Annotated in this window: 15 protein-coding genes; 9 read left to right on the plus strand and 6 right to left on the minus strand. The window is 42.3% G+C overall.

Annotation, left to right across the window (positions count from 1 at the left end):
* Positions 1 to 276: 276 nt before the first annotated feature.
* Both hpt and guaD read right to left on the minus strand, forming a co-directional pair.
* Positions 277 to 804, minus strand: coding sequence for a hypoxanthine phosphoribosyltransferase (gene hpt / locus MMP72_RS15250; RefSeq protein ID WP_241406122.1), 528 nt, complete (start codon positions 802 to 804; stop codon positions 277 to 279).
* Positions 805 to 1,029: 225 nt separating this feature from the next.
* Positions 1,030 to 2,346 carry a guanine deaminase gene (gene guaD, locus MMP72_RS15255; RefSeq protein ID WP_241406123.1) on the minus strand — a complete coding sequence of 439 codons (1,317 nt, stop codon included), beginning with the start codon at positions 2,344 to 2,346 and terminating at the stop codon, positions 1,030 to 1,032.
* A gap of 181 nt (positions 2,347 to 2,527) precedes the next feature.
* Between guaD and MMP72_RS15260 the strand changes: the two genes are divergently transcribed.
* Positions 2,528 to 3,115 carry a nucleotidyltransferase family protein gene (locus tag MMP72_RS15260; protein WP_241406124.1) on the plus strand — a complete coding sequence of 196 codons (588 nt, stop codon included), beginning with the start codon at positions 2,528 to 2,530 and terminating at the stop codon, positions 3,113 to 3,115.
* Positions 3,116 to 3,168: 53 nt separating this feature from the next.
* On the opposite strand, the gene MMP72_RS15265 is transcribed toward MMP72_RS15260, so the two are convergent.
* Together MMP72_RS15265 and MMP72_RS15270 are read right to left on the minus strand one after the other, a co-directional pair.
* Positions 3,169 to 4,122, minus strand: a complete 954-nt coding sequence (locus MMP72_RS15265; RefSeq protein ID WP_241406125.1) for a TerC family protein — start codon at positions 4,120 to 4,122, stop codon at positions 3,169 to 3,171.
* Positions 4,123 to 4,481: 359 nt separating this feature from the next.
* Positions 4,482 to 5,399 carry a LysR family transcriptional regulator gene (locus tag MMP72_RS15270; protein ID WP_241406126.1) on the minus strand — a complete coding sequence of 306 codons (918 nt, stop codon included), beginning with the start codon at positions 5,397 to 5,399 and terminating at the stop codon, positions 4,482 to 4,484.
* A gap of 105 nt (positions 5,400 to 5,504) precedes the next feature.
* On the opposite strand from MMP72_RS15270, the gene MMP72_RS15275 reads away from it, so the two are divergent.
* From MMP72_RS15275 to MMP72_RS15290, 4 genes are read left to right on the plus strand one after another with little or no spacing between them, the layout of a single operon-like run.
* Positions 5,505 to 6,734, plus strand: coding sequence for an acyl-CoA dehydrogenase family protein (locus MMP72_RS15275; protein WP_241406147.1), 1,230 nt, complete (start codon positions 5,505 to 5,507; stop codon positions 6,732 to 6,734).
* 17 nt (positions 6,735 to 6,751) lie between these two features.
* Positions 6,752 to 7,873 (plus strand): phosphotransferase family protein, encoded by a 1,122-nt coding sequence (locus MMP72_RS15280; RefSeq protein WP_241406127.1) that lies wholly within the window; start codon positions 6,752 to 6,754, stop codon positions 7,871 to 7,873.
* A complete protein-coding gene (locus tag MMP72_RS15285; RefSeq protein ID WP_241406128.1) occupies positions 7,870 to 8,568 on the plus strand; it encodes a histidine phosphatase family protein in 699 nt (232 codons plus the stop codon). The genes MMP72_RS15280 and MMP72_RS15285 overlap by 4 nt, the downstream gene beginning before the upstream one ends.
* A gap of 19 nt (positions 8,569 to 8,587) precedes the next feature.
* Positions 8,588 to 9,331 carry an SDR family oxidoreductase gene (locus MMP72_RS15290; RefSeq protein ID WP_241406129.1) on the plus strand — a complete coding sequence of 248 codons (744 nt, stop codon included), beginning with the start codon at positions 8,588 to 8,590 and terminating at the stop codon, positions 9,329 to 9,331.
* Positions 9,332 to 9,922: 591 nt separating this feature from the next.
* Here MMP72_RS15290 and mpl read toward each other — a convergent pair.
* A complete protein-coding gene (gene mpl / locus MMP72_RS15295) occupies positions 9,923 to 11,284 on the minus strand; it encodes a UDP-N-acetylmuramate:L-alanyl-gamma-D-glutamyl-meso-diaminopimelate ligase (protein WP_241406130.1) in 1,362 nt (453 codons plus the stop codon).
* A 275-nt stretch (positions 11,285 to 11,559) separates the two neighbouring features.
* Between mpl and MMP72_RS15300 the strand changes: the two genes are divergently transcribed.
* From MMP72_RS15300 to MMP72_RS15315, 4 genes are all read left to right on the plus strand, one after another.
* Positions 11,560 to 11,859, plus strand: coding sequence for a DMT family protein (locus MMP72_RS15300; protein WP_241406131.1), 300 nt, complete (start codon positions 11,560 to 11,562; stop codon positions 11,857 to 11,859).
* 135 nt (positions 11,860 to 11,994) lie between these two features.
* Entirely contained in the window at positions 11,995 to 12,507 is a 513-nt protein-coding gene (gene purE, locus MMP72_RS15305; protein ID WP_241406132.1) for a 5-(carboxyamino)imidazole ribonucleotide mutase, read from the plus strand.
* 11 nt (positions 12,508 to 12,518) lie between these two features.
* Positions 12,519 to 13,640: a 5-(carboxyamino)imidazole ribonucleotide synthase gene (locus tag MMP72_RS15310; protein ID WP_241406133.1), complete on the plus strand. Its 1,122-nt coding sequence runs from the start codon at positions 12,519 to 12,521 to the stop codon at positions 13,638 to 13,640.
* Positions 13,641 to 14,130: 490 nt separating this feature from the next.
* Positions 14,131 to 15,432 (plus strand): lytic murein transglycosylase, encoded by a 1,302-nt coding sequence (locus MMP72_RS15315; protein WP_241406134.1) that lies wholly within the window; start codon positions 14,131 to 14,133, stop codon positions 15,430 to 15,432.
* A gap of 44 nt (positions 15,433 to 15,476) precedes the next feature.
* On the opposite strand, the gene MMP72_RS15320 is transcribed toward MMP72_RS15315, so the two are convergent.
* Entirely contained in the window at positions 15,477 to 15,860 is a 384-nt protein-coding gene (locus tag MMP72_RS15320; RefSeq protein WP_241406135.1) for a hypothetical protein, read from the minus strand.
* Between the last annotated feature and the right edge of the window lie 29 nt (positions 15,861 to 15,889).

Genomic DNA, 15,889 nt, shown 5'->3' on the forward strand with positions numbered 1-15,889 from the left:
GCAAGATGAGCAGCTATGCTGTGAATGCGAAAAAGATAAAACAAACTTAAAGCATTGCTTCGCAAGGTACGAGCGCAAGATGAGCAGCTATGCTGTGAATGCGAAAAAGATAAAACAAACTTAAAGCATTGCTTCGCAAGGTACGAGCGCAAGATGAGCAGCTATGCTGCGAATGCGAAAAAGATAAAACAAACTTAAAGCATCGCTTTAAGGCTTTGTTTTGAGAAGTATTTAAAGCTTCTCAAGCATATATGCAATGACAACTGCCCTTATTGATTACAGACCAATCTCACCAATAAAAGGTAGATGACGATATTTCTGATCGAAATCGAGACCATAACCGACAATAAAGCGATCTTCGACTTCAAAACCTAAGAATTTAACATCTAGATCAATCTCACGGCGTGATGGTTTGCTCACGAGCGTACACAGTTCAATTGAATTTGGTTTACGCGTTTGCAGCATTTGCATCACTTTGTTGAGTGTATTACCTGAATCAATAATATCTTCGACCACCAACACATCTTTACCATGGATTTCGCCATCCAAGTCCTTGAGGATTTTGACATCACGGCTAGAGGTTGTACCACCGCCATAGCTGGAAACGGTCATAAAATCGAGTTCGTGTGGTTTTTCTATGGCACGACATAAGTCTGCCATAAAGATGACTGAACCGCGCAGTAAACCAATTAATACCAGTTCTTTATCACTTTGAGCATAGTGTGCATTGATTTTTTCGCCAAGCTGTTTCACTTTGGCTTGAATCTCTTCACTTGAAATCATAATGCGCATTGCAATGGTCATCGGCAGATTCCTAAAACATTAAACATGGGAAAATAAAAAAGGTGTTGACCTGCAACACCTCGAAAATTTGAGCTAATGGGGGAATTTTAAAACAAAATGAGTTTTCATGCATCTTTTGCGGATGAAGAATATGTATCATTTTGCCGAGAAGTGCTATCTCGTTTCAGCAACACCGCACTGCCAATCGCCAACAATATCAAACTAAGTTTTTGTTTGTTTGAGGCTTTAGTTTTGGCTATAGGCTTTTTGTCCATAGATATAAGTTGCCTCAATATTTCGATCATCACCCATGGTAAACAGCGCAAATAGACTGTCTTCGATTGATTTTGAGCGAGATTGGCGCAGTTGTTGTAATGCGGTTGCTTGGAGATTCAACACAACAAAATCTGCTTCTTTACCCACATTGAAGTTACCCAGTTTATCATCCAAGTCGAGCGCTTTCGCCCCACCCAAGGTTGCATGATAAAGCGACTCAAAAGCGGATAATTTGTCGCCTTGTAACTGTTGTACTTTGTAAGCTTCATTCACGGTTTGCAATAAGCTAAATGAGGTCCCTGCTCCGACATCAGTGCCTAATCCAACTTTGACTTGTTGATCCCAAGTTTTTTTCAATGGAAATAAACCACTGCCCAAGAACAGGTTTGAGGTTGGACAGAAGGCAATGGCAGAATTAGTTTCGTGCATGCATTGCCATTCAGTATCTTCCAAATGCACGCAGTGTGCAAAGACCGAACGTTGACCTGTTAAACCATAGTGATGATAGACATCCAGATAGCCCTGTTGTGCTGGGAATAAATCTTTGACCCATGCGATTTCATCTTTATTTTCACTTAAATGAGTATGCACATAGACATCAGGAAACTCTGCTTTGAGCTGTCCTGCTTTTTCCAGTTGTTCTGGTGTCGAGGTCGGTGCAAACCGTGGGGTAATGGCATATAAGGCACGTCCCTGCCCATGCCACTTCTCGATGAGTGCCTTAGAGTCATCATAGCCGCTGTCTGCGGTATCGCATAGCGCTTCAGGTGCATGACGATCCATCATCACCTTACCTGCGATTAAACGCATTTGCTGCTGTTGTGCCGCTTCAAATAAGGCATCCACAGATTCAGGATGTACCGTACAAAATACCAATGCTGTGGTGGTGCCATTTTTAAGCAGTTCATTGACAAAGAACGCTGCGATTTCTTGTGCGTAAGTTTTGTCTTTAAATTGGATTTCAGTTGGGAAGGTATAGGTATTGAGCCAGCTTAATAGTTGTTCGCCGTATGCGCCGACCATTTCTGTTTGTGGAAAATGAATGTGGGTGTCGATCATGCCTGGAATAATCAATTGCTCAGGATAATGCTGAATTTCAACATCTGTTGGTAGCTGTGCTTGCGCGTCATTCCAAGCACCAAACCAGCGAATTTTTCCATTTTCAGTGATTAGAATGCCGTCTTCGATATAACGCACTTGATTGGCGATTTCTGCTGCTCGGGAAACGGTTTTTTGAATATCTAAGAAGCGACCACGAACAACCGTGATCTGAGTAGCCAACGTCATAACAACCTACAGTTTTACTTTTTTCGGTTGATTGTACCTGATTTTGCCCAACTTACTGGATTATTCGCCTAAATTAGGCGGTTAAAAGGTATATAAATGTGAGCAATCTTTTGAGTCAATTCACTATACTGTTTGGTGAAGAGAGCGAAGATGTTTCAGTTATTGAAGGGTTAAAACAAGAATGGCGCTGCATCAAACCAACCATCGAGAACATCTTTTTGATTTGATCTTAAACAGTCCAGCTCTCTATGAGCTGCTAAAACAGCTTAGTCAACTACATCCTCAAGCATATGTGAGTGCAGGTGCAATTCGAAATACGGTTTGGGCTTTTTTACATGGATCGTCTTTTGATTTGAAATACAGTGATGTTGATGTGATTTATTACGATGTGCTGGAAAGCAATAATCATGTACAGCAGCAATTAAAACAAAAATTAGAAAAATTATTTCCAAAACAACAGTGGGATGTGCTGAATCAGGCTGCGGTGCATACATGGTATCGCACAGAAAATGGAGAAAAGATTCAGCCCTTACAATCAATTGAACATGCTTTATCTTTATGGCCAGAAACGGCGACTGCCATCGCTATTCGTTTGAATCCTTTGGGAGAGCTGGAGTTGATTGCACCCTTTGGTTTACAGGATCTATTTGAGTTACGACTCTGTTGGAATCCAGCACTGGTGAGCTATGTAACTTTTAAAAATCGTGTTGATTCTAAACAATGGTTACAGCAATGGCCCAAACTACAATTGGTTGATCCAAAACTATGATTGTTTAATGCGTAAAGGGTCTTCTATTGAAGACCCTATGTTCATATAACGTATTAGCGCGCTTGTAGCTTATTATGACGAATAGATAAATACGCTGTAATACTTAACACCAAGATGATAAAGCCGAGTGAAATCCAGATTGGCATATGGAATACATCAAGCAATAACATTTTCGCACCAATGAACAATAAGATAATACCTAGACCATATGGCAAGTAATGCAATTTAGTTGCAGCACCCGCCAGTAAGAAGAACATGGCACGTAGGCCTAAAATTGCCATCAGGTTTGCGGTTAATACGATAAATGGGTCTGTGGTTACAGCGAAAATCGCAGGAATAGAATCCACTGCGAAAATAACATCTGACACTTCAACCAATACCAACACTAAAAATAACGGCGTTGCCCACAAGAGTCCGTTTTGACGAACAAAGAACTTGTTGCCCTCTAGTTGTGGCGTGATGCGCAGGTGTTTACGTAACCATTTGAGTAAGGCATTGTCTTCAATGTTGGTTTCTTCCTCTTGTCCTTTAAGGAACTTAAAGCCTGTATAGACGAGGAATGCACCGAAGATATAAAGCACCCAAGAAAATTCTTGAACGAACCAAGCCCCAATAAAAATAAAAATGGTTCTGAGTACAATTGCACCGAGTACGCCATAGAGTAAAATTTTACGTTGCAACGCAGGTGGGATCGCAAAAGCTGCGAAAATCATCAACCAAACGAAGACATTATCAATCGCCAACGATTTCTCAAGGAGATAACCTGCAAAGTACTCCATGGTTTTTTGATTGGCGATATTTGCCCCGATGGTTTGCTGTAAATACAGCCATAATCCACCACCAAAGAGTATCGCAGCAGTGACCCACGCGATACTCCAATAAGCGGCTTGTTTGATTGGCACATCTTGATTTTGTTTTTGTTTAAAGCCTAAAAAATCGATCAATAGCATCACGGTTACAATGCCAAAGAATGCAACATAGAGCCACAAATTACCGATAGTTTCCATTACTACTCCCTATCTGGCAAATGGACATAAAAAAACCTTGACCAGTTGCCAGATGAATTAATACATCTGTTCCAACATGATCAAGGTCTTGCCTACATCACGACATTATATGTTGTGATGCTCAGAGTCCGACTTTTTGCAAAGTGTAATGACGGAGCTCTGACACCTAAGAACTTCAATTTCAGCCCTTAGGTTTGAAGGAGGCTACTCCCCTTGTCAACGAATTCTGTATGGATGGTGAGATCCAAATCTAGGCGTAGCATTACATATTTTTAGCCTAACCGCAAATGATTGTTTGCAAGGCTCGAATCGGCGATATTTTTGCCGCCTGTCACTCATATGAATAGTGTCAAAAGACCTTAGTTAAAAATTTTTAAGATCTCTTGACGTAAAAATTGATGACGCAGATTTTGTTTTACATGCTCGTGCCAATACATGCCCATGCTGATTTTTGGTAGTTCGATCGGTAAGGCATGGATATGCAAATTTTCTGCATAATTAAGGTGTTTTAAAATGCTTTGTGGAATGGTCAAAATCGAGTTTGGATATTGTGAGAGAACTTGCAAAGCAGTTGAATAATGCTGACAGCGCAGAAAAACTTGTCGAGACAGTTGTTGGCGATTGAGGTAAATATCTTCTAAAAGTATCCCTGTGCGCCGTGAGGAAACCCCGATATGGGGTGAGGATAAATACAGCGATAAATCCATGTCTGCTTGTTGGGTACACACCACAAAATGATCTTCAATCAGGTTTTCAAACTGTAAATTGGCTTGATAGGGTTGTACCAGATCAATCACAAAATCAATTTGTTGGGCGGATAAATCAGCCAGCATATTTTTACGATCCAGTTTAGAGCTGAGAAACTGAATATCAAGATTCAATTGTGTAAAGTGACTGACCAATTGCGGAAAAATAATTGGTTCGATTTCATCATGGATGGCAATTTTAAGGCTGTGCAACATGCTCGGAACAAAGGTTTGTTTCGGCATGGCAATCGTTTGAATACTCAGCAAGGCCGTTTGAATGGGGTGATAAATCTGCTCGGCATAAGGTGTTGGCAACATTTTTTGGCCGCTACGCACAAATAGTTCGTCATTCAATTGCAAGCGTAGGCGTTGTAGGGCATGACTCACAGCAGACTGGCTAATACACAAGAGTTGTGCCGCTTTAGAAATGCTTTTTTGTTCAAAAATGGCAATAAAAAGGGGATATAAATTAATATCAATACGATGGAAATGAGCCACTTCTAGTGGGGTGGAATTATGAATCTGATTCATAGTTATCAACAAAATAAAATCATTTTATTCATAATAAGTTTTCGCTTATGGTGATGTAAAGCAGCGAATGGTCTTTCGCCACATTTTACCTTGAGGGAGCTGATGATGTTTGCATTATCTGAACGCGCACAGGATTTTATTGCACAAACACAAGCCTTTATTCAACAAGAAATAGAACCCATCGAAAAAGCATTTTGGGATGAAGTACATCAACTCAATGTCGATGGCGATTGGACCAAATGGCAATGGCCTGAGCAATTACAACAACTGAAAAGCAAGGCTCAAGCCGCAGGCTTATGGAATATGTTTTTACCTGATGCCGAGTTAGGTGCAGGTTTGTCAGTTCAGGAATATGCACATATTGCCGAGCTTACAGGACGTAGCCTGCTCGCTCCTACCGTATTTAACTGTAATGCGCCTGATAGTGGCAATATGGAAGTATTATGGCGTTATGGTAGTGAAGCGCAACAGCAACAATGGCTTCAACCCTTACTCAATGGCGAAATTCGTTCAGTATTTTGTATGACTGAACCTGCAGTCGCTTCCAGTGATGCCACCAATATGCAAGCCACGGCGGTGATTGAGGGCGATGAGATTGTATTGAATGGACGTAAATGGTGGTCATCTGGTTTGGGTGATCCCAATGCCAAAGTGATTATTTTTATGGCCTACACCCCTGATCCAAGCAAAGACCGTCACCATCAACATTCGATGGTACTTGTGCCGATAGACGCGCAAGGCGTGACGATTGAAAGGATGTTGCCTGTGTTTGGCGATTACGATGCGCCACATGGGCATGGCCAAGTCAGTTTTGACCATGTACGTGTTCCTGTCAGCAGTTTTATTGGTGGTGCAGGACAAGGCTTTGAGATTGCCCAAGGTCGTTTAGGACCAGGGCGGATTCATCATTGTATGCGTTGTATTGGCGCAGCAGAAAAAGCCTTAGAGCTGATGATTGATCGGGGCATGTCGCGTAAAGCCTTTGGTAAAGAAATCCTGAAATTGGGGGGGAATTTAGAGCGTGTGGCAGAAGCACGTGTGCAAATTGACCAAGCCCGTTTATTGACGCTCTATGCAGCGTATAAAATGGATACACAAGGCAATATGGCGGCACTCACTGAAATTTCTGCGATTAAAGTGGTTGCACCGACGGTATTACAACATGTGGTGGATATGGCGATTCAGATTCATGGTGGAGAAGGGGTTTCACGAGACACCCCACTCACAGCATTTTTTAATCAAGCGCGTAGTTTACGTTTAGCTGATGGACCTGACGAAGTGCATAAAGGCATGATTGCCAAATTAGAACTCAAAAAACGTGGTTATGGTCGTTGATCAAGGATAATAAAAAAATGGCAGTGATAGATGTAGCTGGTCAAGTTCGCAAAGGCGAAGAACTGGATGTTTGCGCGATTGAAACATGGTTAAAAAATCAGGGTGTCAGCTTACAAGGTATAGCGCAAGTGACCCAATATTCAGGCGGTGCTTCCAACTGGACTTATCGCTTGCAATATGACAATGCGGATTTAATTTTACGCCGCCCGCCTAAAGGCACCAAAGCCAAATCAGCGCATGATATGGCGCGTGAATACAATGTGCAAAAACACCTCGCCCCTTTCTACCCAGTACTGCCTGAAATGTTGGCATTGTGTCAGGATGAAAGCATCATTGGCTGTGATTTCTATGTGATGAAGCGGATCGAGGGTATTATTCCGCGTGCCAATTTACCCAAAGAATTACAGCTCGATGAGCAACAGGTACAGCAACTTTGTTTGAATGTGCTGGATAAATTGATCGAATTACATCAAGTGCCTTATCTGGGGACTGAGCTAGAAAAACTCGGTAAAGGTGAAGGCTATTGTCGTCGTCAGGTTGAGGGCTGGGATACGCGTTATGCCAAAGCCTTGACGCCAAATGTACCTGATTTTGCTTTTGTGCGTCAGTGGTTACAGCAGCATATCCCTGCCGATGCTAAAACCTGTGTGATTCATAATGATTGGCGTTTTGATAATGTCATTTTAGATCCACAACAACCGACTAAAGTGATTGGTGTTTTGGACTGGGAAATGGCGACATTGGGCGATCCATTGATGGATTTAGGGAGTGCCCTTGCCTACTGGATTCAAGAGGATGATGATGCCTTGATGAAATCAACTCGCCGTCAGCCAACCAATTTAAAAGGCATGCTGACGCGGCAACAAGTGGTGGATTATTATCTCGAGAAAACAGGTTTGAAGCCTGATAACTGGGCATTTTATGAAGTGTTTGGTCTGTTTCGTTTAGCCGTGATCGCCCAACAAATTTATTATCGCTACTACCATCAACAAACCGATAATCCTGCCTTTAAAGATTTCTGGATCATGATTCATGCTTTACATATTCGGGCGTTGAAACTGATTGCTCAAGACGATCTGCAAGCGCAGCAACTGATTGCGGAATATGTTGCGAAATTACAGGAAATTTTAAAGCGATGAGCACGATTTATTTGGTGCGTCATGGGCAAGCCTCTTTTGGGGCGGCCAGTTATGATTTGCTATCTGCAAAAGGTAAGCAACAGGCTCAAGCGGTGGGTGAATTTCTCAGGAAAACCTTAAAACTGTCACCCTTTGTAGTGGCAGGCTCTATGCAGCGCCATCAACAAACCGCTCAATTGGCATTATCGCAAAGTTTTGATGACGCCCTGATTCAGACTGAATCGGCATGGAACGAGTTTGATCATCAACATATCTTTGCGCAATATGAGCCGCGGTTTAAGCAACCTGAATTGCTGAAACAGGATATCGCTCAAGTGGCTAACCCTCGTGCTTATCTAGCCAAAATTTTTGATGGTGCGATTGATCGCTGGATTGGAGCGCAATATGACCATGAATATCATGAAACATGGTTAGGCTTTCAGGCCCGTGTAGAAACGGCTTTGCAAGGACTGTGTGAAAGCATTGATGCGACACAACATCGTCAAGCAGTGGTGTTTAGTTCTGGTGGTGTGATTGCTGTGGCGGTAGGTAAAGTCTTAGGCTTAAACGCCAAACAAATTTTTGCGCTGAATTGGTCGATTGCCAATGCCAGTATTACCACGCTGCGTTGGGTCGATGGTCGTTTGCAATTACTGAGCTTTAACGAGCATCATTATTTAAAAGCGCATGATGCAGAACTCTTAACATGGATTTAAACAAGAATAGGTGACAGACATGGCAAAGACAATTTTAATTACAGGTGCAAGTTCTGGCTTAGGTGCGGGTATGGCACGTGAATTTGCAGCCAAAGGCTACAACCTTGCACTGTGCGCACGACGGTTAGAGCGTTTAGAGGTATTGAAACAAGAACTGCAAAGCCAATTTAATATTCAGGTCAGCATCAAAGTTCTTGATGTGACCCACTATGATGATGTCTTTACGGTTTTTAAAGCCTTTCAGCAAGAGTTCGGCAGCATTGACCGAATTATTGTCAATGCGGGTGTCGGTGAGGGGCGTCGTATCGGCAAAGGTCATTTTGAAATCAATCGTGCCACGGCAGAAACCAACTTTATTTCGGCATTGGCACAATGTGAAGCGGCGGTTGAAATCTTTAGAGCACAAAATCAAGGGCATTTGGTGGTGATTTCTTCGATGAGTGCAGTGCGTGGCTTACCGAAGCATTTATCGACTTATGCAGCCAGTAAAGCAGCGGTTGCGCACTTGGCAGAGGGTATTCGTGCTGAATTGTTGGATACGCCAATTAAAGTATCGACGATTTTCCCAGGCTATATTCGTACTGAACTGAATGAGGGTGCGAAGAAATTACCGTTTGAAGTGGATGAAAAAACGGGTTGTCGAGCGCTAGTGAAAGCGATTGAGAAACAGCCTGTGAAGGCGTATGTACCGCAGTGGCCGTGGTTACCGATGGGGCTTGCGATGAAGATTTTGCCGTTAAAACTCGTGAATAAATTGAGTTAATTGCAATTTAAAGATAAAACTAATTTCTGAAATTAGAGTAAAAACGATCCATAGCGCAATAAAGTGAGCACTGCCGCAAAAGTTTTGGAAGTATCAGAAGACTTTTGTGTTGGCAATATTTTATTTTTGATGGGTCAAAAGTAACAAAAACCCTCTGTTTGGTTGACGGCACATCCTTGATGCCGCAGCCAAACGGGCGGCATCCCTGCCGCCGGTCACGATAGTGAATTAATCTGAATTCGAGGAAGTATGATACTCGGAAACGTCATCTGCAACCTGAGCAAGCTAAAGCGGTTATAGCTTTAGCGTAGCGTAAGACAAACGGAGTGCATAGTTCATACTCAAGCATAGCTTTTCGCCTTGCGGTACGGCAGAGATAATTAATCTCTGCTATTCGTACCTCAGGTTTTGCCTACTTTTCCCGAAATGAGAAACAACGTTTCGTAAGGTAGGGCGAGCCTGAGCAAGCCAAAGCGATTAAAGCTTTGGCGAGGCGCAAGACGAAGTGGCTGATCCAGAAATTAGATAAGAACTTGCAAGACTCCGTTGAGACAATAGTTTTCAATAAGTTAGAAAAAGTGTTGAAGTTAATTACGACAAAGCCGTAATCAATTTTTGATGTAATCCACCAAAACCACCATTGGACATGATCACCACTGCATCGCCCTCACCTGCTTCATTCACTACACGGGCAATGATGTCATCTAACGAACGACTGACTTCGGCTTTGTTTGATGATGCAGCAATGACGGGTTGTAAATCCCAGTCTAAGCCATCTGGTTGGTACCAGATCACTTCATCTGCTAAACGTGCAGAATGTGCTAAACCATCTTTGTGACTGCCCATACGCATGGTGTTTGAACGTGGTTCAATGATCGCCCATAGTTTACGTTCGCCTAAACGTTTACGTGCGCCGTCAAGTGTGGTTTCAATTGCGGTTGGGTGATGGGCAAAGTCATCATAGACTTCGATGCCACGAACCGTTCCTAACAGCTCCATACGACGTTTGACCCCACCGAAGTTGGATAAGGCTTCACATGCCCGTTCAAGGCTTACACCGACGTGCTGTGCAGCAGCAATCGTGGCTAAAGCGTTGGCAACACTATGTTGTCCCGTCATATTCCATTGGACTTCGCCTACAACGCTACCGTGTTCAAGCACTTTAAAATGGCTGCCATCGGCGCGGATGAGTTCAGCCGACAGAGCAACTTGATCATTTGGTTCAAGACTGGTGCGAACCACAGGTGTCCAACAGCCCTGCTCTAGGACTTCATCAATATTGGATTCGGTAATGGGCGCAATAATACGACCTTCGCTTGGAATGGTGCGCACTAAATGATGGAATTGTTTTTGAATCGCAGCGAGATCATCAAATATGTCAGCGTGATCAAATTCAAGGTTATTTAAAATCGCTGTTTTAGGATGATAGTGAACGAACTTAGAGCGTTTATCAAAGAACGCTGAGTCATATTCATCTGCTTCAACGCAGAAGTATTGACCACCACCCAAACGCGCACTTTCGCTAAAACCCAGTGGCACACCACCGATTAGGAAACCCGGATTTAAACCTGCTTGATCAAGTACCCAAGCCAGCATGGTTGTGGTTGTGGTTTTGCCATGTGTCCCTGCAACACCGAGCACATGTTTACCTTGGAGGACATGATCTGCCAAGAATTGTGGACCTGAAATATACGGCAAACCTTGATTGAGCATGTATTCAATGGCATCAATGCCACGTTTCATGGCATTGCCTACGATGACAAGATCAGGATGTGGTTGTAAATGGCTACGGTCATAGCCTTGCATCAGCTCAATGCCTGCATTTTCCAATTGGGTGGACATCGGCGGATAGACATTGGCATCTGAGCCTGTGACTTTATGTCCTAAATCTCGTGCTAATAGAGCCAAAGACCCCATAAATGTGCCACAAATACCCAAAATATGCAGATGCATAACTCGCCTTCTCCACTGCTTTTCATACAGCACAACTTGGTGTCTGTATTTGTCGTTATCAATAAAAATCAATCGCAACGATAGCAAGGCTGACATTGAAAAGATAGTCAAAATTCGTTGTTGTTCTTTACTTATAATGGCGTGGATGAATGCTAAAATTTCAGCGTTTTTTAAGCATTTCTGTTCCTCTGGTTAAGGTCTTATTTTTATAAAAGGACATTCTATTGAGCCCTACTCTTTTAGCCTTATGTTTTTTGATCATTTCCAATTGTTTTATGACCTTAGCATGGTACGGCCATCTAAAATATCTACATGATGCACCGATCTGGCAGGCGATTTTACTGAGTTGGTGTATTGCCCTACTTGAATATAGTTTTATGATTCCTGCGACCAAACTATTGAGTCAACATGGTTGGAGTTTGGGGGAAATGAAAATTACTCAAGAAGTGGTGACCTTGTTGGTCTTTGTCCCATTTATGCTGTTTATGTTTAAACAACCTTTTAAGCTGGATTATGTCTGGGCAATGTTGTGTTTACTTGGTTGTGTCTATTTTGTTTTCCGTAATCAAGGCTAAATTTTTGGTGGTTTTTAAAAGCGTTCTTTAGTTGGGGATGCTTGAAAAAACCGCTATAATATCTGCCAATTTCCCCCTTTGTACTTGGCGCAAGTCGAGATACTTCTTTATTTTTATCATGTTTTGGAAAAGCCAATGAATGCGGTCGCAACAGATAGCCAACCTTTAGTCGGGATTATCATGGGTTCTCAATCAGATTGGGCCACCCTTGAACATACCGCCAATATGCTCAAACAATTGGGTGTTCCTTTTGAAGCTGAAGTGGTTTCTGCACACCGTACACCAGACCGTTTATTTGAATATGCTGAAACAGCACGTGATCGTGGTATCCAAGTGATTATTGCAGGTGCGGGTGGCGCAGCGCATTTACCTGGCATGTGCGCAGCCAAGACTGATTTACCTGTACTGGGCGTACCTGTTAAATCATCGATTTTAAATGGTGTCGATTCATTGCTTTCAATCGTGCAAATGCCAGCAGGTATTGCGGTCGGTACCTTGGCCATTGGTCAAGCTGGCGCAACCAACGCGGCAATTTTGGCGGCACAAATTTTAGGTTTAACACGTCCTGATATTGCGAAAAATGTTGCAGATTTCCGTTCGGCACAAACGGAAAAAGTGTCGAGCAAAAACATTCCTGGTCAAGTGTAACGAGGTTGATCATGAATAAAACCATTGGCATTTTTGGTGGTGGACAACTCGGCCGCATGATGGCGCAAGCGGCGTTACCACTTAATATTCAATGCACTTTTTTTGAAGCGGATACAGATTGCCCTGCTGCGATTTTGGGTCCAGTATTTTCAAGTCAGATGACTCAGGGCTTGCAAGATTTTATTGCAAGTGCAGATGTCTTTAGCCTTGAGTTTGAAAATACACCTGTTGCGGATGTGGATGTATTAACACAGACTAAAACCCTACACCCGCCTCGCCTTGCATTAGCGACTGCACAAAATCGTTTGGCTGAAAAACGGTTGTTCGACGAGTTGAGTATTCCAGTTGCACCGTATCGCGCTGTGAATAGCTTAGCAAGCTTAAAACAAGCAGTAACTGATTTAGGTTTGCCGATCGTATTGAAGACCGTCACTGGTGGTTATGATGGTAAAGGTCAATTTGTATTACGTTCTGAAGATCAAATTGATACTGCTTGGGCTGAATTGGGTCCTGCAAAAAGTTTAATTGCTGAAAGTTTTGTGAAGTTTAGTCGTGAAGTGTCGATCATTGCCGTACGTGGTCAAGATGGCGATGTTAAAACTTGGGCGCTGGCAGAGAACCACCATCATAACGGTATCTTGTCACACTCGATTGTGCCTGCACCCAATAGCGTTGATTTACAACCTATGGCGCAAGATTATATTACGCGTTTGTTGAACCACCTCAATTATGTGGGGGTGCTAACACTCGAGTTGTTCGTGACTGAGCAAGGTTTATATGCCAATGAAATGGCGTGTCGTGTTCATAACTCTGGTCATTGGTCGATTGAAGGTGCAATTTGCTCGCAATTTGAAAATCATATCCGTGCTGTTGCAGGCTTGCCGCTGGGTTCAACTGAGGTGATTCGTCCAACGGTGATGATCAATATTATTGGTCAGCATCCAAAATCAGAAGATGTTTTAGCACTGAATGGCGCACATTTGCACCTTTATAATAAGTCAGAACGTGCCGGTCGTAAGCTTGGTCATATTACCCTGATGCCAAATAATCGTGATGATTTAACACATTTATGTCGTCAACTGGCTCAGATTTTACCTGTGCCATTGGCTTTGACGGATGAAATGAGCATTTAAATTTAAAAAACTTATCCACAATCAAGCGATCTTCGGATCGCTTTTTTATTGCTTATTTTTTTTTAAATTCAAAAAATGAATGTTGTTGTGCTCGCATTGGGCATGTGGATAACTTTATTTCAAGTTTTGAATTTAAATCATTGGCTTGTGGATATCTATTTGCGTTGGTTATAGCTGACTAGAAGTGAATAAATACATATAAATAAGCGATTTTCTCTTCTGATCTCATGGGTTAAGTTGCTAAAATGAATTTAAATCAGAGCGTTGTTTTTGAATTTAAAATGAATGTGGCAGGTTGTTGGTGTTTTGAATTCAAAATATGGATCTTAATCTTTTTTAAATTTAAACTACGGTGGGTTTTGAATTTAAAAAGCGAACTTTAAATTTAAAAGAGGAAGAATGAATTCAAAGTTACGTTTCCAAACGATACATCTTGATAGAGCATGTTAAGGTGAACAGGAAATTTGAATTCAAAAATTATGGTTAAGACATGAAACATTATTTCCCTTTTTTTCTAGGCTCTGCCTTACTGACCTTATCTTATAGTGCCCATGCTGAGCTGATCATCAATGGCGCAAAAGTGTCTACGACAACAACAACGCCAACCGCTGCAAATAACAGTAGTTTTACGCCGACTCGGAATTTCCAGAGTTGTTTGGCAAGTTTGCGAGCTCCAGCGGTAGCCGCTGGTGTTTCAGCCGCGAATTATGATCGTTATACCCAAAATCTGAGTGCGGATTATTCGGTGATTGATCGATTGAATTATCAACCTGAGTTTTCAACGCCGATCTGGGATTATTTGTCAGGTTTAGTTGATAACGAGCGAGTCCAAGCAGGACAACAAAAACTTAATCAACATCGTGATGTATTAAGACGAGTTGAGCAAGCCTATGGCGTTCCCGCTGAGACCGTGGTGGCGGTTTGGGGTGTGGAAAGTAATTATGGTGATATTTCTGGACGATATCCATTATTACAGGCATTAGGTACATTGAGTTGTGAAGGTCGCCGTCAGAGTTATTTCCGAGGTGAGTTTTTTGCCACCATGCGCATTTTACAACGTGGTGATTTAACTCAAGACCAGCTATATGGCTCATGGGCAGGCGCATTTGGGCATACCCAGTTTATGCCATCTACCTATGAACGTTTAGCGGTGGATTTTGATGGGGATGGCCGCCGTGATTTAGTGTCGAGTACCACTGATGCGCTTGCTTCAACGGCAAATTTTTTAAAACGAGCAGGTTGGCAAACAGGTATGCCATGGGGTTTTGAAGTCAAAATTCCACAAGGAATGTCGATTGCAGGTGAGAGTCGTCGTAATAAAAAGTCACTCAATAGCTGGATTGCACAAGGGTTAACACGTGCAGATGGTCGGGCTTTGGTTCAAGGGAATTTATCAGGCAGTACGCCTGCTGGTTTAATTGCACCTGCTGGTGCGAGTGGCCCTGTCTTCTTGGTATTTAAAAATTTCGATGCGATTTATAGTTATAATGCTGCTGAAAGTTATGGTTTGGCGATTGCACATTTATCCGATCGTCTGCGTGGCGGAACACCATTTTTAACCGCATGGCCGACTGATGATGCAGGAACGTCACGAGTGGAACGTCGTGAAATTCAACAATTTTTGATCCAACGTGGACATGATATTGGTGCTGTAGACGGATTGATTGGAGATAAAAGTCGCCAAGCGATACGCCAAGAACAAACGCGTCTGGGTCTTAACCCAACTGGCCGTGCTGGACAGCAAATTTTAGCTGCATTTCGTCAAGAACAAGCCAAAAAAATGATGCAATAAAGTTAACTGATCAATAAGAAGGTCTGCCGATGTGCAGACCTTTTTTATGGTGCGGCATCTAATTTGATTGCTTCTAAAATGTCTAGAATAACGACAGTCACATCTTGGCTTAAATCACGATCATTAAAAATTTCATAAGCCGTAATGGTGACATCAGTATCACTCGGCAATTGTTTTTGTTCTTCTTCAATTAAATGCTCAATCGGTAATAAAGTTTGCTTTACTTCTAAATGTAAAATTTCATCATGAGCAACATTTTCATCTTCAAGCTCGATGATTTGCTCATTGAAATAAGGAATCAAAATAGAATGAAGATAAGGGCTAATATTTTGAATATCCAAGATTTCGATATCACGAGTCTGCTCAATCGTACTGATGTGGTCATTCACTTCAATTAAGATATGATAATAACTCATGCTGATCTCCATTTAGGCTAAGATGATGTTTTCACTCCACA

The sequence above is a fragment of the Acinetobacter sp. NIPH 2699 genome (assembly GCF_022549355.1).
Taxonomy (GTDB): Bacteria; Pseudomonadota; Gammaproteobacteria; order Pseudomonadales; family Moraxellaceae; genus Acinetobacter.